The organism is Streptomyces sp. NPDC097640, assembly GCF_040302705.1.
Lineage (GTDB): Bacteria > Actinomycetota > Actinomycetes > Streptomycetales > Streptomycetaceae > Streptomyces.
This window is the reverse complement of the sequence record NZ_JBEOSB010000002.1, coordinates 199,532-220,725: the sequence shown is the minus strand read 5'-3', so window position 1 is coordinate 220,725 and position 21,194 is coordinate 199,532. Positions and strand designations below refer to the sequence as shown.

15 protein-coding genes are annotated in these 21,194 nt (G+C 71.4%); 5 read left to right on the top strand and 10 right to left on the bottom strand.

Annotated elements, in window-relative coordinates; translation table 11 throughout:
- Positions 1-9 precede the first annotated feature (9 nt).
- On the bottom strand, positions 10-717 hold the full coding sequence (locus tag ABTY62_RS03260; protein ID WP_352127627.1) for an SDR family NAD(P)-dependent oxidoreductase: 708 nt from the start codon (positions 715-717) through the stop codon (positions 10-12).
- 103 nt (positions 718-820) lie between these two features.
- On the opposite strand from ABTY62_RS03260, the gene ABTY62_RS03255 reads away from it, so the two are divergent.
- On the top strand, positions 821-1,660 hold the full coding sequence (locus ABTY62_RS03255) for a helix-turn-helix transcriptional regulator (protein WP_352127626.1): 840 nt from the start codon (positions 821-823) through the stop codon (positions 1,658-1,660).
- A 63-nt stretch (positions 1,661-1,723) separates the two neighbouring features.
- Here the strand turns inward: ABTY62_RS03255 and ABTY62_RS03250 are convergent, their stop codons facing one another.
- The 3 genes from ABTY62_RS03250 to ABTY62_RS03240 are packed head-to-tail and all read right to left on the bottom strand — an operon-like array spanning position 1,724 to position 4,805.
- Positions 1,724-2,581: a sugar phosphate isomerase/epimerase family protein gene (locus ABTY62_RS03250; RefSeq protein ID WP_352127625.1), complete on the bottom strand. Its 858-nt coding sequence runs from the start codon at positions 2,579-2,581 to the stop codon at positions 1,724-1,726.
- A 32-nt stretch (positions 2,582-2,613) separates the two neighbouring features.
- A complete protein-coding gene (locus tag ABTY62_RS03245) occupies positions 2,614-3,609 on the bottom strand; it encodes a sugar phosphate isomerase/epimerase family protein (protein WP_352127624.1) in 996 nt (331 codons plus the stop codon).
- 11 nt (positions 3,610-3,620) lie between these two features.
- Complete coding sequence (locus ABTY62_RS03240) at positions 3,621-4,805, bottom strand: Gfo/Idh/MocA family protein (RefSeq protein WP_352127623.1); 1,185 nt, start codon at positions 4,803-4,805, stop codon at positions 3,621-3,623.
- A gap of 165 nt (positions 4,806-4,970) precedes the next feature.
- Here ABTY62_RS03240 and ABTY62_RS03235 point away from each other — a divergent pair, with 165 nt between their 5' ends.
- Both ABTY62_RS03235 and ABTY62_RS03230 read left to right on the top strand, forming a co-directional pair.
- On the top strand, positions 4,971-6,053 hold the full coding sequence (locus ABTY62_RS03235; protein WP_502997393.1) for a LacI family DNA-binding transcriptional regulator: 1,083 nt from the start codon (positions 4,971-4,973) through the stop codon (positions 6,051-6,053).
- A gap of 95 nt (positions 6,054-6,148) precedes the next feature.
- Positions 6,149-8,371: a glycoside hydrolase family 43 protein gene (locus tag ABTY62_RS03230; RefSeq protein WP_352127622.1), complete on the top strand. Its 2,223-nt coding sequence runs from the start codon at positions 6,149-6,151 to the stop codon at positions 8,369-8,371.
- Positions 8,372-8,420: 49 nt separating this feature from the next.
- Here the strand turns inward: ABTY62_RS03230 and ABTY62_RS03225 are convergent, their stop codons facing one another.
- Genes ABTY62_RS03225 through uvrA form a run of 3 tightly spaced genes read right to left on the bottom strand, consistent with a single transcriptional unit; the run spans position 8,421 to position 13,890 of the window.
- Positions 8,421-9,992 (bottom strand): MFS transporter, encoded by a 1,572-nt coding sequence (locus tag ABTY62_RS03225; protein ID WP_502997392.1) that lies wholly within the window; start codon positions 9,990-9,992, stop codon positions 8,421-8,423.
- A 29-nt stretch (positions 9,993-10,021) separates the two neighbouring features.
- Positions 10,022-11,044: an RNA polymerase sigma factor gene (locus ABTY62_RS03220; RefSeq protein ID WP_352127621.1), complete on the bottom strand. Its 1,023-nt coding sequence runs from the start codon at positions 11,042-11,044 to the stop codon at positions 10,022-10,024.
- The gene (gene uvrA, locus ABTY62_RS03215; RefSeq protein ID WP_352127620.1) at positions 11,041-13,890 is read right to left on the bottom strand and encodes an excinuclease ABC subunit UvrA; all 2,850 of its coding nucleotides are present in this window, start codon (positions 13,888-13,890) and stop codon (positions 11,041-11,043) included. The genes ABTY62_RS03220 and uvrA overlap by 4 nt, the downstream gene beginning before the upstream one ends.
- A gap of 453 nt (positions 13,891-14,343) precedes the next feature.
- On the opposite strand from uvrA, the gene ABTY62_RS03210 reads away from it, so the two are divergent.
- Both ABTY62_RS03210 and argG read left to right on the top strand, forming a co-directional pair.
- Entirely contained in the window at positions 14,344-15,174 is an 831-nt protein-coding gene (locus ABTY62_RS03210) for a M55 family metallopeptidase (RefSeq protein ID WP_352127619.1), read from the top strand.
- Positions 15,175-15,277: 103 nt separating this feature from the next.
- On the top strand, positions 15,278-16,729 hold the full coding sequence (gene argG / locus ABTY62_RS03205; protein ID WP_352127618.1) for an argininosuccinate synthase: 1,452 nt from the start codon (positions 15,278-15,280) through the stop codon (positions 16,727-16,729).
- A gap of 103 nt (positions 16,730-16,832) precedes the next feature.
- On the opposite strand, the gene amaB is transcribed toward argG, so the two are convergent.
- The 3 genes from amaB to ABTY62_RS03190 are packed head-to-tail and all read right to left on the bottom strand — an operon-like array spanning position 16,833 to position 21,002.
- Positions 16,833-18,362 carry an L-piperidine-6-carboxylate dehydrogenase gene (amaB, locus tag ABTY62_RS03200; RefSeq protein ID WP_352127617.1) on the bottom strand — a complete coding sequence of 510 codons (1,530 nt, stop codon included), beginning with the start codon at positions 18,360-18,362 and terminating at the stop codon, positions 16,833-16,835.
- A 25-nt stretch (positions 18,363-18,387) separates the two neighbouring features.
- Entirely contained in the window at positions 18,388-19,779 is a 1,392-nt protein-coding gene (gene hglS / locus ABTY62_RS03195) for a 2-oxoadipate dioxygenase/decarboxylase (RefSeq protein ID WP_352127616.1), read from the bottom strand.
- Between the two features lie 50 nt (positions 19,780-19,829).
- Positions 19,830-21,002 carry an NAD(P)/FAD-dependent oxidoreductase gene (locus ABTY62_RS03190; protein ID WP_352127615.1) on the bottom strand — a complete coding sequence of 391 codons (1,173 nt, stop codon included), beginning with the start codon at positions 21,000-21,002 and terminating at the stop codon, positions 19,830-19,832.
- Positions 21,003-21,194: the final 192 nt, after the last annotated feature.

Genomic DNA, 21,194 nt, shown 5'->3' with positions numbered 1-21,194 from the left:
CCCGCCCCGCTACCAGGGGACGGGGCCTTCGGCGTCGAAGTAGCCTCCGGTCGGGCCGTCGGGGCCCACCTGTGCCATACGGACGATGATCTCGGCGCCCTCCTCGACGGTCTGCGTGCCGGTGCGCCGGTTCAGGTCCGTCGCGGTGTAGCCGGGCTCCACCGCGTTGATCCGCATCTGCGGGAACGCCTTCGCGTACTGCACGGTGATCATGTTGACCGCGGTCTTCGACGTCGGATAGGCGACGCCCGGGTAGACGTACGTCGGTGTGTCCGGGGTGGTGACCCGGGTCAGCGAGCCAAGGCCGCTGCTGACGTTGACCACGACCGGGGCGGCGGACCGCCGCAGCAGCGGCAGGAACGCATGGGTCACGCGCACCACGCCGAAGACGTTCGTCTCGAAGACCGACCGCATCGCGTCGGCGGTCGCCTCCGCGGCGCCGATCACCCGTCCGTCCGGCTCCCGCGCTTCGACGCCGGCGTTGTTGACCAGCACATCCAGTCCGCCGTCGGCCTCGACGGCCTTCGCCGCGGCCGCGACGGACGCGTCGTCGGTGACATCGAGGAGGACCGTCCGCGCGCCCAGCCGTTCGGCGGCCCGGCGCCCGCGCTCGGCGTCCCGGCTGCCGATGTAGACAGTGTGACCTGCTGCGATGAGCCGACGGGCGGTTTCGAAACCGAGCCCCTTGTTGGCTCCGGTGATAAGTGTTGTCGTCATGTCTCCAGAGTCCTGCGCGCCGGTGTGGTCAGCCAGGCGTCCCGGGTTCCTGGGACTACCGGTACCAGGCACAGGTGCGGCGCGGCGGTGCACACTGGGCTGCATGGCGACAGCGGAGTTCGGGCAGGCGGTGCGCCGTTGGCGCGACCGGGTCGCCCCCGAGGCCGCGGGGCTGCCCGCCGGCGGGCCCCGGCGCGCGCCGGGGCTGCGCCGCGAGGAGCTGGCACTGCTGGCCGGGATCTCCGTCGACTACGTCACCCGCCTCGAACAGGGCCGCGCGTCCAACCCGTCGGTCCAGGTCGTCGAGGCCCTGGCCAGAGCACTGCGGCTGGCGGGCGCCGAGCGCGCCCATCTGTTCCGGCTGGCCGGGCTGGCGCCGCCGGGGCCGGACACCATGCCCGCGCTCATCACCCCGAGCGTCCAGCGGCTGCTGGACAGACTGACCGGGACCCCCGTCGCGGTCCTCGACGCGTCCGGGACGCTGCTCCTGGCCAATCCGCCGTACGCGGCGCTGATGGGCGACCCGTCGGGGTGGCGCGGCCACCAGCGCAACGCCGTGTGGCGACACTTCGTCGGCCCGGGCGGCCGGACCCGGCACACTCCGGAGTCGCTGCGCGCCTTCGAGGCCACGCTGGTCTCCGACCTGCGCGCGGCCGCCGACCGCTACCCGGCGGATCAGCGGCTGGGGCGGCTGGTGGCGGAGCTGCGCGCGAACAGCGACCGGTTCGCCGAGCTGTGGGAGTCCGGCGCCGTCGGCCGCCACGAGGCCGCGCGCAAGATCATCGATCATCCGCGCGTGGGCCCCGTGACGCTGGACTGCGACGTGCTCACCGTGGCGGGCAGCGAGCTGCGCATCATGGTCTACACGGCCGAGCCCGGCACCGAGGACGCCGAACGCCTCGCGCTGCTCACCGTGCTCGGCACCCAGGATCTCGTCGGGTAGCCGCCCACGGCGGAGGTAAGGCGGCGGGCGTGGCCACCCGGGGAGGCGGCCACGCCCGGCCCGTCATGACGAGGCGGCCAGATATTCGTCGATCCTGCGGCGCATGAACACCGAGGACTCCTTCGCCCGCTCCTCCCAGGCGAACACACAGGCGGTCAGGGTGCCGTCGAAGCCGCTGTCCCGCAGCTCTCGGAAGAGTTCGTCGAAGTCGACCTCGCCCTGCCCGATGTCCAGGTGCTGATGGATACGGGCGGGGGTGCCGGGCGGGTTGAGGATGTAGCGGTTGCCGGAGGACGCGGTGTGGTCGAAGGCGTCGGCCAGGTGGACGTGGGTGAGCAGTTCCCCCGCGTACCGGATGATGCCCGGGGCGTCGTTGCCGATGTGGAAGGTGTGCGGGGCGCAGTACAGGAAGCTGACGCCCGGATGGTTGATGCCGCGGATCAGGTTGATCGCGTCATAGCCGTTCTCGATGAAGTCGTCGGGGTGCGGCTCCAGGGCGAGCTGGATGCCCTCGCGTTCGAACAGCGGCAGCAGTTCGTCGAGCGACTTCCAGAACTGCGCCTCGCTGCGGTCGCTCTGCTCGGGGCGGCCGTTGAGCTCGGAGATCATGCTGGTGACACCGAGGTCGGCGGTGATCTGGATGGCGCGTTTCCAGTAGCGTACGGCCGCCTGGCGGTCGTCCTCGTCCGGCCCCGACCAGCGGAACAGGGGCAGGACGGAGGAGATGCCGACGCCCGCGGAGTCCAGCGCCTTGCGGAACTTCGCGACCGTGCCGTCGTCGACGCGCGGGTGCCGGAAGAAGGGGATGAAGTCCTCCCGGGGGGAGAGCTCGATCCACTCATACCCCAACTCCGCTACGACGGCGGGGAGTTCGAGCAGGGGGACGTTGCGGATCATATAGGGGTCGAGGGCGATCTTCATGGTGTCGGCGGGTGTCCCTTCGCGGCGTGGCCTCAGAGGCGGGCGGCTGCGGCCCGGAGGTTGTCGGCGGCCAGGCGCAGGCCCTCGATCTGGTCGAGCTCCTGGTCCTCGTGTTCGATGTTGACCGCCATGTCCGGGTCGACATCGCGCAACGCCCGCAGGAAATCGGTCCAGAAGGCGGTGTCGTGGCCGCGGCCGACGGCGACGAAGTCCCAGGAGGCGTTCTTGGGCCAGCGGCTGAGGGTGTAGCGGCCGCCGAGGGAGACGGCGCCCGGCTCCTCGGCGCGGACGCGCTCGTGGCGGTGGTCGAGGACGCCGTTGATCTTCGCTTCCTCGTTGATCCGGGTGTCCTTGGCAGCGGCGTTGTACACCAGGCCGCCGAGGCGCCGTACGGCCGCGACCGGGTCGATGCCCTGCCAGAACAGATGGCTGGGGTCCAGCTCCGCGCCCACGTGGGTGGCGTCGATCTCGGTGGCCAGCCGCTCCATCGTGCCGACGTTGTAGACGAGGTTGTGGGGGTGCATCTCGATGCACACCTTCACATCGGCGTCCGCCGCGCGCGCCTGGATGTCCCTCCAGAAGGGGATCGCCACCTCGTTCCACTGGTAGTCCATGGCGTCGAGGTAGGCGCTGTCCCAGGGCAGCACCGTCCAGGAGGGCAGCCGGCCGCCGGGGTCGGAGGCGGGCAGCCCGGACATCGTGACGACCCGCTTCACGCCGAGCAGGGCGGCCAGTTCGATCGCGTCGCGCAGGTCCTGGGCGTGCTTGTCGCGCACCTGCGGGTCGGGGTGGAGGGGGTTGCCGTTGCAGTTCAGCGCGGTGAGGGTGATGCCCTCCGCCGCGAACCGCGCGAGGTAGCCGTCCCGGGCGTCCCGGCCCGCGCGGATCTCGTCGATCGGCAGATGCGGGGCGGGCAGAAAGCCACCGGAGTTGATCTCCGCGCTCTCCAGGCCGAGTTCGCGCAGGGTCCGCAGGGTCTCGGTGAGGGGCTGGTCGTGCAGGACGGCGGTGTAGGCGCCGAGCTTCATGAGGGGCTTCCTTACTGGACGGTGACGGACTTGCCGTCGGCGGTGGCGGAGGAGACGATCGCGTCGAGCACACGCAGGTTGTGCAGCCCGTCGGCGAGCGTGGGGCAGTGCGGCAGGTGGTTCAGGCCCGCGATCTGCTCCAGGAAGGCGCGTGCCTGCCAGGCGAAGAAGTCGTTCTGTCCATGGCCCACGCTGGGGAAGTCCATGGGCAGCCCCGAGGCGATGTACGGGTGCTGGGGGCCGACGACGACGCTGCGGTAGCCGCTGGTGGCCGCGGGCAGGGAGGAGTCGGCGAAGGTGAACTCCGCGGGCCTGGCCATGTCGAAGGTGGCGGCGCCGCCCTCGGCGAACACCTCGAAGCCGAGGGAGTTCGCCAGCCCGCAGGCGACGCGGGAGACGGAGAAGGTGCCGACGGCGCCGGAGTCGAAGGTCGCGGTGAAGGTGGCGATGTCCTCGTTCTCCACGGGCTCTCGCTCCGCACTCACCTGGACGTCCGCCGAGTGGCCCACGGCGGTGCCCAGCGGCACCGGCCGGTCGGGCACCTGGGTGGACAGCAACGCGCCGTGCACACTGCGCACCGGGCCGCAGAAGAACTCGCCGAGGTCGACGAGGTGGCTGCCGATGTCGGACAGCGCCCCGGTGCCGGGGCCGCCGCGGTAGCGCCAGCTCATGGGCGCGTCGGGGTTGTGCCCGTAGTCGCACCAGTAGTGGCCGTTGAAGTGCTGCACCCGCCCGAGCGGGCCCTCGGTCACCTGGTGGCGTATGGCGTTGATGGCGGGGGAACGGCGCAGGGTGAACCCGGTGGCCGCCACCCGTCCGCTGCGCTCCGCCGCCTCGACCATGGCCTGCGCGTCGGCCACCGTCGGCGCCAGCGGCTTCTCGCACAGCACATGCTTGCCCGCCGCCAGCAGCCCCTCCACGATCTCGCGGTGCAGGTGGTTGGCGACCACGACGCTGACCGCGTCGATGTCGGGGGCCTCGGCGATCGCCCGCCAGTCGGTCTCGGCGCGCTGGTATCCGTAGCGGCGGGCGGCGTCCCGGGCGAAGGGTTCATGGGCGTCGGCGACGGCGACCAGGCGGACCTCGGGCAGTCCGGCGCCGTACTGCGTGGGTGCCGCCCGGTAGCCGGCCAGATGGGCGCGGCCGGCCATGCCGGCGCCGATGACCGCCACCCCGATCGACTGTGTGGTCGTCACTGCGGTTCCTCTCCGGCGCGCACCCGCGCCGTGGGCTCTGCTGATGCTTGCTTGACTTTGTCCGGTCAACAGATCTTTTTAAAGCGCTTTAAGTGCTGGTACTATCAGTCCGGTTTCCGGGGCGTGTCAAGGGTGTTGCGCCAGAAGAATCCAGCGGGAGAACACGTGAGCAAGGCAGACGGCACGGGCGGATCAGGCGCGGCCGCCGGTCGTACGGGGGCGGGCTCCCGCCCCCGGCTGGAGGACGTGGCGGCCCGCGTGGGCCTGTCCACCGCCTCCGTCTCGCTGGTCCTGCGCGGTGCGCCCGGCCCCAGCGAACGCACCCGCCAGCGTGTCCTGAAGGCGGCCGCCGACCTGGGCTACCAGCCCGACCGCAACGCCAGCCTGCTGGCCCGCAGACGCACCCGGCTGCTCGGCGTCATGGTCAACATCCACAGCCCCTTCCACGCCGAGCTGGTCGAGCATCTGCACACGGCCGCCGAGGCGGTCGGCTACGACCTGGCCCTGAGCACCCAGACCCGCACCCGCGACGAGGACACCGCGGTGGACACCCTCCTCGCCTTCCGCAGCGAGGCGCTCATCCTCCTCGGCCCGGCCGCCCCCGCCGCCACGCTCACCGCCCTCGACCGTAAGGTGCCCGTCATCGCCGTCGGCCGCCGGATCACGGGTGCCGCGCCGGATGTGGTGCGCACCGCGGACGACGACGGAGTGGGCCGGATCGTCGACCATCTGGTGGGCCTCGGCCACCGCTCGATCGCCTATGTCGACGGCGGCCGGGGCGTCATCGCCACCGACCGGCGCCGCGGCTACCGCACCGCCATGCGCCGCCACGGGCTGGACGGGCACAGCCGGGTGCTGCCCGGTGACCACACCGAACAGTCGGGGGAACGGGCCGCCCGCCACCTCCTCGACGACGGCGAACCGCCCACCGCCGTGGTGGCGTTCAACGACCAGTGCGCCATCGGCGTCCTCACCGCCCTCACCCGCGCCGGGGTCGCCGTCCCGCGCGAGATGTCCGTGGCCGGCTACGACGACGACGCCCTCTCCCGGCTGAGCTGCTTCGACCTGACCACGGTCAGCCAGGGCGCCGAGGAACAGGCCCGGCATGCGGTGGCCGCCGCGGTCGAGCGCCTCGACCAGGGGCGCACCACGCCCCGCGAGGTCGTCCTCCCGCCCCGGCTCGTGGTGCGGGGTTCCACAGGGGCCGTGCACAAGGGTCGAAAAGACAACCGAAACTTTCGCTCCTGAACAGAGCCGCACACCCATTGACGCGCGGGATCGGGACTGGCGACACTTCGGGCCAGCAGTCCAACAGAATCCATCAGACTCCCACAGGATGTTTCATGGTGTCCCGCGCTGCCCGTACCCTCCTTCTGCCCTCGCTCGTCCTGTTCACGATGGTCGTGAGCATCCTCACCGCCCCGCCCAGCCCCGCGCAGAGCGGAGCGCCGTCCGCGGCCCCGCGGGCGCCCCAGTACGCCGGCTATCTCTTCACCTACTTCACCGGTGAGGGGACGGCCGACGGCGAACAGATACGGATGGCGCTCAGCCGCGGCAACGACCCGCTGCACTGGCGCGAGTTGAACGCCGGCAAGCCCGTCCTCACCTCCTCCCTCGGCCAGAAGGGGCTGCGCGACCCGTTCGTCATCCGCTCCCCCAAGGGCGACAAGTTCTATCTGATCGCCACCGATCTGCGGATGTATCAGAACTCCAGCGGCTCCTGGGACCAGGTGCAGCGCACCGGCAGTAAGTCGATCATGGTGTGGGAGTCGAAGGACCTGGTCAACTGGACCGACCAGCGCCTGGTCAAGGTCTCGCCGGACACGGCGGGCAACACCTGGGCGCCCGAGGCGTACTACGACGAGGAGCTCGGCGAGTACGTCGTCTTCTGGGCCTCGAAGCTCTACGCCGAGAACGACCCGAACCACACCGGCAACACGTACAACAAGATGCTGTACGCGACGACGAAGGACTTCCGCAGCTTCAGCGCACCCAAGGTGTGGAACGACCCCGGCTACTCGGTCATCGACTCCACGGTCATCAAGGACAAGGGCACCTACTACCGGTTCACCAAGGACGAGCGCGACCCGTCCTCCGGCACCCCCTGCTCGAAGTTCATCACGGCCGAGAAGTCCACCTCCCTGACGGACACCTCGTACGACTTCGTCGCCGACTGCATCGGCAAGGGCGCGATCGACCGCGGCGAAGGGCCGACGATCTTCAAGTCGAACACCGAGAACAAGTGGTACCTGTTCATCGACGAGTTCGGCGGCCGCGGCTACATCCCGTTCGAGACCACCGACCTCGCCTCGGGCACGTGGACGCCGTCCGAGAACTACCAGCTGCCCGCCAGCCCCCGGCACGGCACCGTGCTCCCCGTGACACAGGCGGAGTACGACCGGCTGCTGAGCGCCTACCCGGCGTCCGCCGCCTCGCTCGCCGATGCCACGGCGCCGGGCCAGAACGGCTATGCCATCGTCACCGAGGCGAGCGGCAAGGTGGTGCTGCCGATGGATCCGAAGGCCGATCTCCGCCGGCTGGCGCCCCGCTTCGCGCTTCCGGCCGGCGCCACCCTCAGCCCGTCCTCCGGCACCCGGCGGGACTTCCGCACGGCGCGGACGTACACACTGAAGACCGCCGACGGGACGACCCGCGAGTGGACCGTCGAGGCGGCGCCGATGCGCAGCCCGGTGCTGCCAGGCCTGAACGCCGACCCCGACATCCAGTACTTCGACGGCCGCTACTGGATCTACCCGACGACCGACGGGTTCCGCGGCTGGAGCGGGACCAGGTTCACGGCGTACTCCTCGAAGGACCTGGTCAACTGGAAGAGCCACGGCGTCATCCTGGATCTCGGTCCCGATGTGAGCTGGGCGGACACCAACGCCTGGGCGCCCGCGATGGCCGAGCGTGACGGCAAGTACTACTTCTACTTCTGCGCTGAGCAGCAGATCGGTGTCGCGGTCGCCGACTCCCCCGCCGGCCCGTTCAAGGACGCGCTGGGCAAGCCGCTGGTGGCCAAGGGGCAGTTCACCGGCCAGATGATCGACCCGGCGGTGTTCACGGACGATGACGGCCAGGCGTATCTGTACTGGGGCAACGGCCAGGCGTACGGGGTGCCGCTGAACGCCGACATGACATCCTTCGACGCGTCGAAGGTGCGGGAGTTCACCCCGGAGAACTTCCGGGAGGGCTCCTTCGTCGTCAAGCGCAAGGGCACCTACTACCTGATGTGGTCCGAGGACGACACCCGCAGCGAGGACTACCACGTCGCCTACGCCACCGGGGCCACGCCGCTGGGCCCGTGGACCAAGCGGGGCACCATCCTCTCCAAGCGCCCGGAGTACGGGATCAAGGGGCCCGGCCACCACTCGGTGGTCAACGTCCCCGGCACGGACGACTGGTACATCGCCTACCATCGGTTCGCCGTGAACGGCCCCGGGAAGGCGGGCGGCGACGGCACCCACCGCGAAACCACCCTCGACCGCATGGAGTTCGCGGCCGACGGGACGATCAAGCCGGTGGTGCCGACCCTGGAGTCCGTCACCCCGGTCCGCGGCCGCTGACCGGTTCCCGGGGGCGGTGCGGATCGGACACCGCCCCCGGGCCCGGACCTCAGGCCACGGGCTCCTGCTCCCGCGCCTCCGTCACGGGAGCGGGGCGGGCCAGCAGGCGGGCAGTCAGGAGGGCGCCGATCACCAGGACCAGCGTGCTGATCGCCAGCGCGAGCGCATAGCCGTTGTCGAAGGCGTCGCGCGCTGCCTCCAGCAGGGAGTCGGCCTGGTCGGCGGGGAGCCGGCCGGCGGCCGCGTGGGCCTGGTCCAGGCCGCCCTCCGCCGCGGCGGGCGCGCCGGCGGGCAGGTCGACGGTGGCGGTGTAGAGGGAGCCGAGCAGGCTGCCGAGGAGCGCGACGCCGGACAGGCTGCCGAGCTCGTACGAGACCTCCTCGACGGAGGCGGCCATCCCGGCCCGGTGCGCGGGCGCGTTGCCCATGATGGCGGCCGAGGCCGCGGTCATCGCCAGGCCCATGCCGGCCCCGAGGAGCAGCAACCCGGGCACCAGCCATGCGGGATGGTCGGGGATCGGCAGCGGGATCGGCGCCGCGCCCGGGGTCAGCAGCAGGACCAACAACGCTCCGGCGGCGCTGACCAGCAGCCCGCCGACGATCAGCGGGCGGGGGCCGTGGCGGTGGACCAGGCCGCCCGCGACCGCTCCGGTGGGCAGTGAGCCGGCCGCGACCACCGCCACCAGCAGCCCGGTCTCCAGCGGGCCGAGCCCGACGACCAGTTGCAGCCGCTGCGTCAGGACCAGCTGGATCCCGGCGATCCCGAACATCGCCAGCGCGGCGGCGACGATCCCGGACACGATGCGCGGATCGCGCAGCAGCGCGAAGTCCAGCAGCGGATGCTCCTGGCGGCGCTGCCGGCGGATGAAGAACACAAAGCCGACCGCCGCGACCACCAGCGCCACGGCGATGTGCGTCGCCTCTCCGCCCGGCCTCGCGGCCTCCTTCACGGCGTACACCAGCCCGACCAGACCGGCCATGACCTGCGCGGACGCGATGGGGTCCCAGGGCTTGTCCGAACGGCCCGAATCACCGGGGGCGAGGATCGCCCCGGCGACCAGGGCGACGGCCACCACGGGGACGTTGATCAGGAAGGCCGAGCCCCACCAGAAGTGTTCCAGCAGCAGTCCGCCCAGGATCGGGCCCAGGGCGATGCCGATCACCGACACCGTGCCCCAGATGCCGATCGCCACATTGCGCTCCCGCTCGTCCTCGAAGGTGGTACGGATCAGCGAGAGCGTGGCGGGCATCATCGCGGCCGCGCCCACCGCGAGAAACGCCCGCGCCGCGATGAGCACGGCGGGCGACGGGGCGAACGCCGCCACCGACGAGGCGACGCCGAACAGGGCCAGGCCGGCGAGGAACATGCGCTTGTGGCCGACGCGGTCGCCGAGCGTGCCCGCGCCCAGCAGCAGGCCCGCCATCACCAGCGGATACGCGTTGATGATCCACAGCTTCTGCGAGGCGGTCGCGTGCAGATCCTCGGTCAGCGTGGGGAGCGCCGTGTAGAGGACCGTGTTGTCCACCGAGATCAGCAGCAGCCCCACGGATACGGTCGCCAGCAGCCACCAGCGTCGCGCACCGTTCATCGTCCACCCGTCCCGTCCGTGTCCTCTGACCATGCCAAAACTGTACCATCCAGAAGGTACAGTTACCCCGCGTCGAGGTAGTCCCGCAGCGCCTGCGAGCGTGAGGGATGGCGCAGCTTGGACATCGTCTTGGCCTCGATCTGGCGGATGCGCTCGCGGGTCACCCCGTAGACCTGGCCGATCTCCTCCAGGGTCCGCGCCCGGCCCCCGAGGAGTCCGTACCGCAGGGAGATGATCCCGGCCTCGCGCGGGGTCATCTCCGCCAGGATGCCCTGGATGGCCTCCCGGAGCAGGCCGAACGTGACCATGTCCCAGGGCGAGGGCGAGTCGCCGTCCACGATGACGTCGCCGAACTCGGTGCCGCTGTCCTCGGCGAACGCCATGTCCAGCGAGACGGGCTCCTTGGAGTAGCCCTGGAGCTGGATCAGCCGCTCCAGCGGCAGGCCCGCCTTCTCCGCCAGTTCCTCGGGCGTGGGCTCCACCCCGGTGTCCTGCATCAGCTCCCGCCGGGTCCGGGCCACCCGGTTCATGATCTCGACGGTGTGCACGGGTACCCGGATGGTGCGGCTCTGGTCGGCGAGGGCGCGGGTGACCGCCTGCTTGATCCACCAGGTGGCGTACGTGGAGAACTTGAAGCCCTTGGCGTAGTCGAACTTCTCCACGGCCCTGATCAGCCCGGTGTTGCCCTCCTGGATCAGGTCCAGGAGCTGAAGCCCGCGCCCGGTGAACCGCTTGGCGACGGAGACCACCAGGCGCAGGTTCGCCTCGATGAGATGGGCCTTCGCCCGCCGCCCGTCCTCGGCGAGCACGGCCAGCTCCCAGCGGAAGTGCGGATCGAGGCCGGGCTCCTCGGCGAGCCGCTGTTCGGCGTACAGACCGGCTTCGATCCGCTTCGCCAGCTCCACCTCCTGCTCGGCGGTGAGCAGCCGGACCCGGGCGATGAGCCGCAGATAGTCCCGGACCTGGTCGACGGGGCCGTGGTCGACGGGGAGCCGGGGTTCGGGCGCGTCGGTGTCGTCGGCCTCCGCGGGCCGGAACTCCTCCGGATCCCAGGCCTGGGCCGCCGCCCTCTCCAGCACGCTCATGAGGCCCCCAGCAGCCCGCCCAGGAACCGCCCGGTGTGCGACCGCGGGTGGGCCGCGATCTGTTCCGGGGTGCCCTCGGCGATCACCTCGCCGCCCCGGTGTCCGCCCTCGGGGCCCATGTCGATCAGCCAGTCGGCCGACCTGATCACATCGAGGTTGTGCTCGATGACCACGACCGTGTTGCCGCCCTCGACCAGCCGCTGGAGCACCGTCAGCAGCCGGTCGACATCCGCGGCATGGAGCCCCGTGGTGGGTTCGTCCAGCACATAGAGGGTGCGGCCGCGGGTGCGCCGCTGGAGCTCGGCGGCGAGCTTGACGCGCTGTGCCTCACCGCCGGACAGGGTGGTGGCGGGCTGGCCCAGCTTGACGTAGCCCAGGCCGACGTCGTGCAGGGTCCTCAGGTGGCGGGAGATGATCTGGTGTCCGTCGAAGAACCCCAGGCTCTCCTCCACCGTCATGGCCAGGACGTCCGCGATGGACTTGCCCTTGTAGTGCACGTCGAGCGTCTCGCGGTTGTACTGCGCGCCGTGGCAGACCTCGCACGGGACGTACACATCCGGCAGGAAGTTCATCTCGACCTTGATGGTGCCGTCACCGAAGCAGTGCTCGCAGCGGCCGCCCTTGACGTTGAAGGAGAACCGGCCCGGCTGGTAGCCGCGCACCTTCGCCTCCGGGGTCTGGGCGAACAGCTTGCGCAGATGGTCGAGGACGCCCGTGTACGTGGCCGGGTTGGAGCGGGGGCTGCGGCCGATCGGCGACTGGTCGACCTGGACCACCTTGTCGATGTGCTCGATTCCGGTGATGGCCCGGTGGAGGCCGGGCACCTTGTGCGCGCGCTGGATCCGCTGCGCCAGGGATGTCTGAAGGATGTCGTTGACCAGCGTCGACTTCCCGGAGCCCGAGACGCCGGTGACGGCGACGAACAGGCCGAGCGGGAATGACACCGTGACATCACGCAGGTTGTGCTCGGAGGCGTCGTGCACGGTGATCGCGCTGCCCTCGGCCGGCTCCCGCCGCCGCTCGGGGACGCGTATCGCGCGCCGCCCGGACAGATAGGCACCGGTCAGGGACTCCGCGTGGGCCAGCAGCTCCGCCACGGTGCCCGAGTGCACCACATGGCCGCCGTGTGCGCCCGCGCCCGGCCCGATGTCCACGGCCCAGTCCGCCGCCTTCAGGGTCTCCTCGTCGTGCTCGACCACGATCACCGTGTTGCCGCGGTCGCGCAGCCGCTTCAGCGTCTCGATGAGCCGCTGGTTGTCGCGCTGGTGCAGCCCGATGGACGGCTCGTCCAGCACATACAGCACCCCGGTCAGCCCGGCCCCGATCTGGGTCGCCAGCCGGATCCGCTGCGCCTCCCCGCCGGAGAGGGAGGCGGCGGGCCGGTCGAGCGAGAGATAGTCCAGGCCCACGTCGAGCAGGAACCGCAGCCGCTCGCCGATCTCGGCGAGCACGGCCTCGGCGATCCGCCGCTCGCTGTCCGTCAGCTCCAGCCCCTGGGCGAAGGCGGCGAGCTGGTCCAGCGGCAGGGCGGAGGCCTGGGCGATGTTCCGGCCGCCGACCGTGACAGCCAGCACGCCGGGCGCCAGCCGAGCACCCGAGCAGGCCGGACACGGCACCTCGCGCAGATAGCCGGCGAACCGGTCCTGAGAGGTCCCGGACTCGGCGCCCTCGGCGTAGCGGCGCTCGATGTGCGGGATGACGCCCTCGAACCGCGACAGATGCGACCGCTCGCGGCCGAATCGGTTCCGGTACGAGATGTGCAGCCGCCGCTCCGACCCGTTCAGCACCATGGTCCGCACCTCGGCGGGAAGTTGGCGCCACGGCGTACCGGTGTCGAAACCCGCCTCGGCGGCCAGGGCGTCCAGCAGCCGGGCGAAGTAGTCGGCGCCGCTGGTGTTGGTCCAGGGCGCGATGGCGCCCTCGGCGAGCGACTTGGTGTCGTCCGGGACAACGAGGGAGGGGTCGACCTCCATGCGCGAGCCGAGGCCCGTGCAGGCGGGACAGGCGCCCCAGGGCGCGTTGAAGGAGAACAGCCGGGGCTCCAGCGACTCCAGACCGATGTCATGGGAGCGCGGGCAGGCCATCTTCTCCGAGAACACCAGCTCCCGTTCGCCATCGGCGGGGTCCCGGTCCACGAACTCGACCCGCAGCACACCGCCGGCGAGGCCGAGCGCGGTCTCCACGGACTCCGTCAGCCGCTGTCGGTTCCCCGGCTTGACGGCCACCCGATCCACCACCACATCGATGGAGTGTTTCTTGCGCTTGTCCAGCGCGGGCGGCGTGGCGAGCGCGAGAACCCGCCCGTCGACCCGGACCCTGCTGAACCCGTCGGTGGTCAACTGCCGGAAGATCTCGGCGTGTTCGCCCTTGCGGTCGCGGACGACCGGCGCGAGCACCTGGAAGCGGGTGCCCTCGTCCTCGGCGAGCAGCCGGTCGACGATCCGCTGCGGCGTCTGCCGGCTGACCGGCCCGCCGCACTCGGGGCAGTGGGGGCGGCCGATCCGCGCGTACAGCAGCCGCAGGTGGTCGTACACCTCGGTGATGGTGCCGACCGTGGAGCGCGGGTTGCGGCTCGACGTCTTCTGGTCGATGGCGATGGCCGGGGACAGCCCCTCGATCACATCGACGTCCGGCTTGTCGAGCTGCCCGAGGAACTGACGCGCGTAGGCCGACAGCGACTCGACGTAGCGCCGCTGCCCCTCCGCGAAAATGGTGTCGAACGCGAGGCTTGATTTACCGGATCCCGATACTCCGGTGAATACGATCAGGGCGTCCCGGGGCAATTCGACGGAGACGTCGCGCAGATTGTGCTGGCGGGCACCCTTGACGACGAGCCGATTTCTCAATTTCGAACCTCAGACATTACGCAAGCGGCCACACCGGAATACATCCAGCGGCGGATGAGAACTGCCGAGATTCCACGGTAACAGCGCGTCAACGCTGGTGAAGGCCCATGCGTGGCCCCCTTTCGATGTGATGAATATCGCCCTTGACGAAGAAGTCGACGGTGTGGGCAACGGAATCCGAAAGGCGCCCGGAAAAATTCGCGATCGGCTTGCTTTCCCGACGAATCCGTGAGCAATGGAGCCCGCCGCCGATCGGCACTGGCGCGGGACCACTCCTGGCGGGAGTCGGTCCTCATCGCCCTCGGCGCCGGTGTCACCTTCGGGGCGTCGAGCCGCGAGACGGGTCCGCCCTGCGCGCGCTGACCCGGCGCGGCCGGATCCCGCCCCCTCCCCCGGAACCGTGGGAAGACTCGCAGGCGTCCCTCAAGTGATCAAGACGGAGGAGCTCGCGCAGTGCGGATCTACTTCAGCGTGGACATGGAAGGCGTCACCGGGCTCGTCGACGCCCACGACGTCCAGCCCGGCGGACGGGACTACGAGCGTGGACGGCTGCTGATGGCGGAGGACGTCAACGCGGCGATCCGGGGCGCCGTCGCGGCAGGCGCCACCGACATCACCGTCAACGACGCACACGGCTCGATGCGCAACATCCTGCCGGAGACCCTGCATCCGGCGGCCCGCCTCGTCCGGGGCAGGCCCAAGCACATGGGCATGCTCGAAGGTCTCACCTCCGAGCACGACGCCATGATCTGCGTGGGCTACCACGCGCGGGCGGGCGCGCTCGGCGTGCTGAGCCACAGCTTCATGGGCCACGAGATCGAGGACATCTGGCTGGACGGCCGGCCCGTGGGCGAGATCGGTCTGGCGCACGCCACCGCGGCGGCCCTGGGCGTGCCGATGGCGGCCCTCACCGGTGACGACAACGCGTGCGCGGAGACGGCGGAGTGGGACGCGTCCGTCACCACGGTTGCCGTGAAGTACGCCCGCGACCGCTTCGCGGCGGAGCTGCGCCCGGCGGACGAAGCCCGTGCGGCCATCGAGAAGGCGGTCGCCGCCGCGCTCGCCACGCCGCGGGCGGCGCTGCCGGCGGCCTCGGGCCCGGCCACCCTCAGCGTCCGCTGGCAGTCGGCCTCGGTGGCCTCCACCCTCCTGGGCATTCCAGGGGTCACCGCGAAGGACACCCGGACCGTCCAGGCGCAGGGCGCGCTGCCGGGCCTTTACCGGCTCTTCGGGGTGTGGATACGGGTGGCGGCCTCCCTGACCGACCAGCCGCCGTACTGCTGACGGGCGGGCCCGTAAGCGGGTCCGCCCGTCGTCTCCAGAGGCGCGGCGGCGGTCGCCCAACTCGGCGCTTGCATGAAAATGCGTGGTCATGCATACTTCTGCCGTGTCCAAAGTTCTCACCTCCCTGCCTGTCGGCGAGCGCGTCGGGATCGCCTTCTCCGGTGGTCTCGACACCTCGGTAGCCGTCGCGTGGATGCGCGACAAGGGTGCGGTGCCATGCACCTACACCGCTGACATCGGCCAGTACGACGAGCCCGATATCGCCTCGGTGCCCGGGCGCGCCACGGCCTATGGCGCGGAGGTCGCCCGGCTGGTCGACTGCCGCGCGGCCCTCGTGGAAGAGGGTCTCGCGGCCCTGTCCTGCGGGGCGTTCCACATCCGGTCCGGTGGCCGCAGCTACTTCAACACCACCCCGCTCGGGCGGGCGGTCACCGGCACTCTACTGGTGCGCGCCATGCTCGAGGACAATGTCCAGATCTGGGGCGACGGCTCCACCTTCAAGGGCAATGACATCGAGCGGTTCTACCGCTACGGTCTGCTGGCCAACCCCTCCCTGCGGATCTACAAGCCGTGGCTGGACGCCGACTTCGTCAGCGAGCTCGGCGGCCGCAAGGAGATGTCGGAGTGGCTGGTCGCCCACGGTCTGCCCTACCGGGACAGCACGGAGAAGGCCTACTCCACCGACGCCAACATCTGGGGCGCGACGCACGAGGCCAAGGCGCTCGAGCACCTCGACGTAGGGCTGGAGCTCGTCGAGCCGATCATGGGCGTGCGGTTCTGGGACCCGTCCGTCGAGATAGCGGCCGAGGACGTCACCATCGGCTTCGAGCAGGGTCGGCCGGTGACGATCAACGGCAAGGAGTTCGCCTCCGCCGTCGATCTGGTGCTGGAGGCCAACGCCATCGGCGGCCGCCATGGCCTGGGCATGTCCGACCAGATCGAGAACCGTGTGATCGAGGCCAAGAGCCGGGGCATCTACGAGGCCCCGGGCATGGCGCTGCTGCACGCGGCGTACGAGCGGCTGGTCAACGCGATCCACAACGAGGACACCGTCGCCACGTACCACACCGAGGGCCGGCGGCTCGGCAGGCTGATGTACGAGGGCCGGTGGCTGGACCCGCAGGCGCTGATGGTCCGCGAGTCGCTTCAGCGCTGGGTCGGCGCGGCGATCACCGGCGAGGTGACCCTGCGGCTGCGGCGCGGTGAGGACTACTCCATCCTGGACACCTCCGGGCCGGCGTTCAGCTACCACCCGGACAAGCTCTCCATGGAGCGGACCGAGGACTCCGCCTTCGGGCCGGTGGACCGGATCGGCCAGCTGACCATGCGCAACCTCGACATCGCCGACTCCCGCGCCAAGCTCGAGCAGTACGCGGGGCTCGGGATGGTCGGCAACTCCCACCCGGCGCTGATCGGTGCCGCGCAGGCGGCCTCGACCGGGCTGATCGGCGCGATGCCCAAGGGCGCGGCCGAGGCGATCGCCGCCTCGGACGGCCAGGTGTCGAACGACGACCAGCTGCTCGACCGCGCCGCGATGGAGTTCGGCGCCGACTGACCGGCCCCGGTCACTCACGCATCACGCGGCGGCCCTCGCCCGGTTTCTTCCGGGTGAGGGCCGCCGCGTTTCCCGTTCCGCTTCCTTCCGCGGGCGCGGGCCCTCAGAGGAAGCTGACGTTCTGGGCCAGGGAGAGCCGGCTGGAGTAGTTGACGGTGTTGGTGGCGCGGCGCATATACGCCCGCCAGGCGTCGGAGCCCGACTCACGGCCGCCCCCGGTCTCCTTCTCGCCGCCGAAGGCACCGCCGATCTCCGCACCCGAGGTGCCGATGTTGACGTTGGCGATTCCGCAGTCGGAGCCCTCCGCGGACAGGAAGATCTCGGCTTCCCGCTGGTCGCGGGTGAAGATGCTGGACGACAGGCCCTGCGGGACGTCGTTGTGCAGCGCGATGGCCTCGTCGAGGGTGCCGTAGGTCAGCACGTACAGGATCGGGGCGAACGTCTCCTCCCGTACGACGCCGGTCTGCTCGGCGACGCGGACGACGGCCGGCTCGACGTACGCGGCCCGGGGCGCGGCGTCGGCCAGCCGCCGGTCGCCGCCCGCCAGGATCTCGCCGCCCTGGGCCCGCGCGCGGGTCAGGGCGTCGCGCATGCCGTCGAGGGCCGCGGTGGAGATGAGCGGGCCGACCAGCGTGGTCCCGTCGAAGGGGTCGCCGATGGGGAGCTTCCGGTAGGCGGCGGCCAGGCGCTCGACGAGGCTGTCGGCGATGTCCCGGTGGACGATGAGGCGGCGCAGTGTGGTGCAGCGCTGTCCCGCCGTACCGGCCGCCGCGAAGACGATGCCCTGGACGGCGAGGTCCAGGTCGGCGGAGGGTGCGACGACGGCCGCGTTGTTGCCGCCGAGCTCCAGCAGGCTGCGGCCGAAGCGGGCCGCGACGCGGGGACCGACCTCGCGCCCCATGCGGGTGGAACCGGTGGCGCTGACGAGCGCGACCCGGGGGTCGTCGACGAGCGTCTCGCCGATGGTGCGGTCGCCGAGCAGGAGGCGGTGCACGTCGCGGGGCGCGCCGGTCTCCTCGGCGGCCCGGGCCAGCAGGTGGTCGCAGGCCAGGGAGATCAGCGGGGTCAGCTCGGACGGCTTCCAGACGACGGTGTCGCCGCAGACGAGGGCGATGGCGGTGTTCCAGGACCACACGGCGGCGGGGAAGTTGAACGCCGAGATGACGCCGGCCACGCCGAGCGGGTGCCAGGTCTCGGCGAGACGGTGGCCGGGACGCTCGGAGGCGATGGTGCGCCCGTACAGCTGGCGGGACAGGCCCACCGCGAACTCGCAGATGTCGATCATCTCCTGCACCTCGCCGAGCGCCTCGGAGCGGATCTTGCCCGCCTCGATGGTCACGAGGTCGGCCAGGTCGCTCTTGTGCTCGCGCAGCGATTCGCCCAGCCGGCGGACCAGTTCACCGCGGCGCGGGGCGGGTGTGGTGCGCCAGGTGAGGAAGGCCGCGCGGGTGGCCGCGAGGGCCTGGTCGGCGTCATGGGCGGTGGAGGCCGTCAGGCCGAGGAGGTTCTCCCCGGTGATGGGGGTCCGGGCGGGCAGGCCGGTGCCTTCCGGGACGGTGACGCCGATGCGTTCGAGGGCGGTCAGCGCGCGTGCGCGCAGGTCGTCGGTGGTGGGCAGTGCGGTGCTCGGCATGAGGGGTCCTCGTGGGTGTGAGAGGTCAGCGAAGCGTGCCGTCGAGTTCCAGCTCGCCGGCGACCTGCGCCAGGGAGCGGTTCTGCTGCTGCTCATAGAGGGCGTAGGGGTCCAGGACCTCGCGTCCGATGGCTTCCGAGAGCCATCCGGCGTCGTACGCGGTGCCCTCGTGGTCGTTGTTCCGCGTGCCCTCGCCGCTGAGGTTGGACTGGAAGATCCCGGCCGCGGAGCGGGGCAGGAAGTCCTCGTAGACGATGGGCTCGGCGCGCACCCAGCCGCGCTCCACCAGGGCGCCGAGGCCGGCGGGCGGGCGGCTGCCGTCCCGTGGCCGGCCGGGGGCCACCCGGTAGGTGAAGTAGGCCAGGCCTTGGGCGGCGAGCTCCCGCTCGGCGCCGGGCATGTGCCGTTCCCACACGGCGCGGGCGAGGTCGCCGCGGTCGGCCTCGGGGTGGTCGGCCGCCCGCTGGTCGACCAGGGTGAGGAGTCGGTCGTAGCGGGCGCGGCCTTCCCGGGTGAGGGCGATGCCGCGGGCCTCGACCTCGCCGAAGCGCACCCGCAGTGCGCCGCTGACGACACTGCCGTCGGGGGTGCGCAGGGCGCGGGGCTCGGCGAGGGCGCGGAAGGAGGTCTGGCGCAGCAGGACGTCGGGGCCCCGCCACTTCGGCGGGCCCTGGATGGTGTCGATCATCTCGATGCCGCGCTCGGTCATCCGCCGGTAGAGCTCGTCGATGTCCAGCACGCGCGGGGTGAGGTGGTTGATGTGGGTGCTGCGGACCCCGCCGATGTCGGCGGCGACCGCGGAGATCCGCTCCAGGGTCTCGTACCACGCCACCTCGACGGGCTCGGGTGACAGCTCGAAGGCGTGCACGGCGAGCCGCAGAAAGCGCTCGGCGTCCGCCTCGGGCAGCTCCCGCTCCGCCGCGGCGCGGTCGGCGAGGGCGAGCAGTTCCGCGGGGAACAGTTCACGGCCGGCGAGGAAGGTTTCCAGGCGGGAGCGGAGGTCGGCGTCGAAGAACCGCGGGTCGGCGAGGGTGAGCATGGAGGTGAAGACCCGGAAGGGGTTGCGGGCCAGCTCCTCGCCGTCGACGGGCCGGAAGGCGGTCGAGACGACGGGGACGGCGCTGGCGGCGGCCTCGCGCAGATCGTAGAAGCCGACCGGGTGCATGCCCAGGGCGGCGAAGACGCGGGCGACCTGCCGCAGCTCCTCCGGGGTGCCGACCCGGATGGCGCCATGGCGCTCGGCGGTCACCCGGCCGATGGATCCCAGGCGTTCGGCGTCGGCGCCCCGGGCGCGCAGGACGTCCTCGTTGACCTCCCGTGAGACATCCACCAGCGTGGTGTAGGCGGGGACCTCCTGCCCGTACATCTCCGAGAGCCGCGCGGCGAAGGCGGCCCGCAGCCGCCATTGGCTGATCATCGGTTCCTGGCCTTTCGGTCGGGGGTTCACACCACGGTTCATGCCACGGTTCAGACCACATGGGCCTCGGGCCGGGTCCCGGTGCCGGTCCGGAAGCGGTCGGCGCTGAGCGGGGCGATGTCGACGCACGGTTCGCGCTCCAGGTGGAGGTCGCGCATGACCTCGCCGACCGCCGGGGCCTGGAGGAAGCCGTGTCCGGAGAAGCCGGTGGCGTACAGGAAGTTGCCCAGTTCGCGCGAGCGGCCGATCAGCGCGTTGTGGTCCGGGGTGACCTCGTACAGACCGGCCCACCCGCCGGCGGTCTCCATGTCCGCCAGGGCGGGGGCGCGGTGCCGGACGGCGGCGCGGAACAGCTCCAGCCACTCCGGGGTCCAGGTGGTGTCGAAGCCGTCCGGCTGGTCGGGGTCGGCCAGGCCGAACAGCAGGCCGTCGTCGCTGTTGTGGAAGTAGGCCGTCGAGGAGAAGTCGATGGTGAAGGGGATACGCGGGGCGGGCGGGGTGAGCGGAGCGGTGAAGGCCAGCTGCCGTCGCACCGGTCGTACGGGGAGGCCGACCCCGGCCATGGCGCCGATCTCCGCCGACCAGGCACCGGCCGCGCAGATGGCGGTGGCGCAGGCGATGCGGCCGCGGTCGGTGTGCACCGCGGTCACCCGGTCGCCGGTGGTGTCGATGCCGGTGACCGCGGTGTGCGTCGCGAAGGTGACACCGGCGCGGGCCGCGGCGCGCGCGTATCCGCGCACGACCAGTGCGGGGCGGGCGTGGCCGTCGGCGGGCGAGTGGGCGGCGGCCACCAGCCCGTCGGTGCCGAGATAGGGGCACAGCCGCTGGGCTTCGCCGGGGCCGATCATGCGGCTGGGGACGCCCAGGCCGTTCTGGACGGCGACACCGGCCTCGAAGTCCGCGGCCTGCCGGTCGCTGGTGAGCAGGAAGAGGTAGCCGACGGTGTCGAGCCGGATGTCGGCGCCGGGGCGGCGCGGGAAGTCCCGGTAGGCGCGCAGGCTGCGGCTGCCCAGCTCGATGTTGAGCGGGTCGGAGAACTGGGCCCGTACGCCGCCGATCGGCTTGCCCGAGCTGCCGCTGCCCAGGTCGCGGCGCTCGACGACGACGATGTTCGCCACCCCGGCCTCGGCGAGGTGGAACGCGGTTCTGACACCCATCACTCCGCCGCCGATGATCACGACATCGGCGGCGGGCGGAACCGTGCGGACGGTGGTCGAGGACAACGGGCCGATCCCCCTTCCAGAGGCCGACGCCGGGGCGGGAGAGGGTCCACCCGGGCGTGGCGCGGGCTGTCACTGCGTCGCGGTGCTGATCAGCTGTCTGCGCGTCATCGTCCAGCACCCCGGCCGCCGCCGCCAGAAGGTCCCGGAACCGGCGGCGCGCGAAGCGGACCCCCGGGGGGCGCCGGCTGCGCT

What these genes read in the sequence shown, in the direction of transcription:
- ABTY62_RS03260 (WP_352127627.1), bottom strand. Translation starts at nt 717, where the DNA reads ATGACGACAACACTTATCACCGGAGCCAACAAGGGGCTCGGTTTCGAA.
- ABTY62_RS03255 (WP_352127626.1), top strand. Translation starts at nt 821, where the DNA reads ATGGCGACAGCGGAGTTCGGGCAGGCGGTGCGCCGTTGGCGCGACCGG.
- ABTY62_RS03250 (WP_352127625.1), bottom strand. Translation starts at nt 2,581, where the DNA reads ATGAAGATCGCCCTCGACCCCTATATGATCCGCAACGTCCCCCTGCTC.
- ABTY62_RS03245 (WP_352127624.1), bottom strand. Translation starts at nt 3,609, where the DNA reads ATGAAGCTCGGCGCCTACACCGCCGTCCTGCACGACCAGCCCCTCACC.
- ABTY62_RS03230 (WP_352127622.1), top strand. Translation starts at nt 6,149, where the DNA reads ATGGTGTCCCGCGCTGCCCGTACCCTCCTTCTGCCCTCGCTCGTCCTG.
- ABTY62_RS03225 (WP_502997392.1), bottom strand. Translation starts at nt 9,992, where the DNA reads ATGGTCAGAGGACACGGACGGGACGGGTGGACGATGAACGGTGCGCGA.
- ABTY62_RS03220 (WP_352127621.1), bottom strand. Translation starts at nt 11,044, where the DNA reads ATGAGCGTGCTGGAGAGGGCGGCGGCCCAGGCCTGGGATCCGGAGGAG.
- amaB (WP_352127617.1), bottom strand. Translation starts at nt 18,362, where the DNA reads ATGCCGAGCACCGCACTGCCCACCACCGACGACCTGCGCGCACGCGCG.
- hglS (WP_352127616.1), bottom strand. Translation starts at nt 19,779, where the DNA reads ATGATCAGCCAATGGCGGCTGCGGGCCGCCTTCGCCGCGCGGCTCTCG.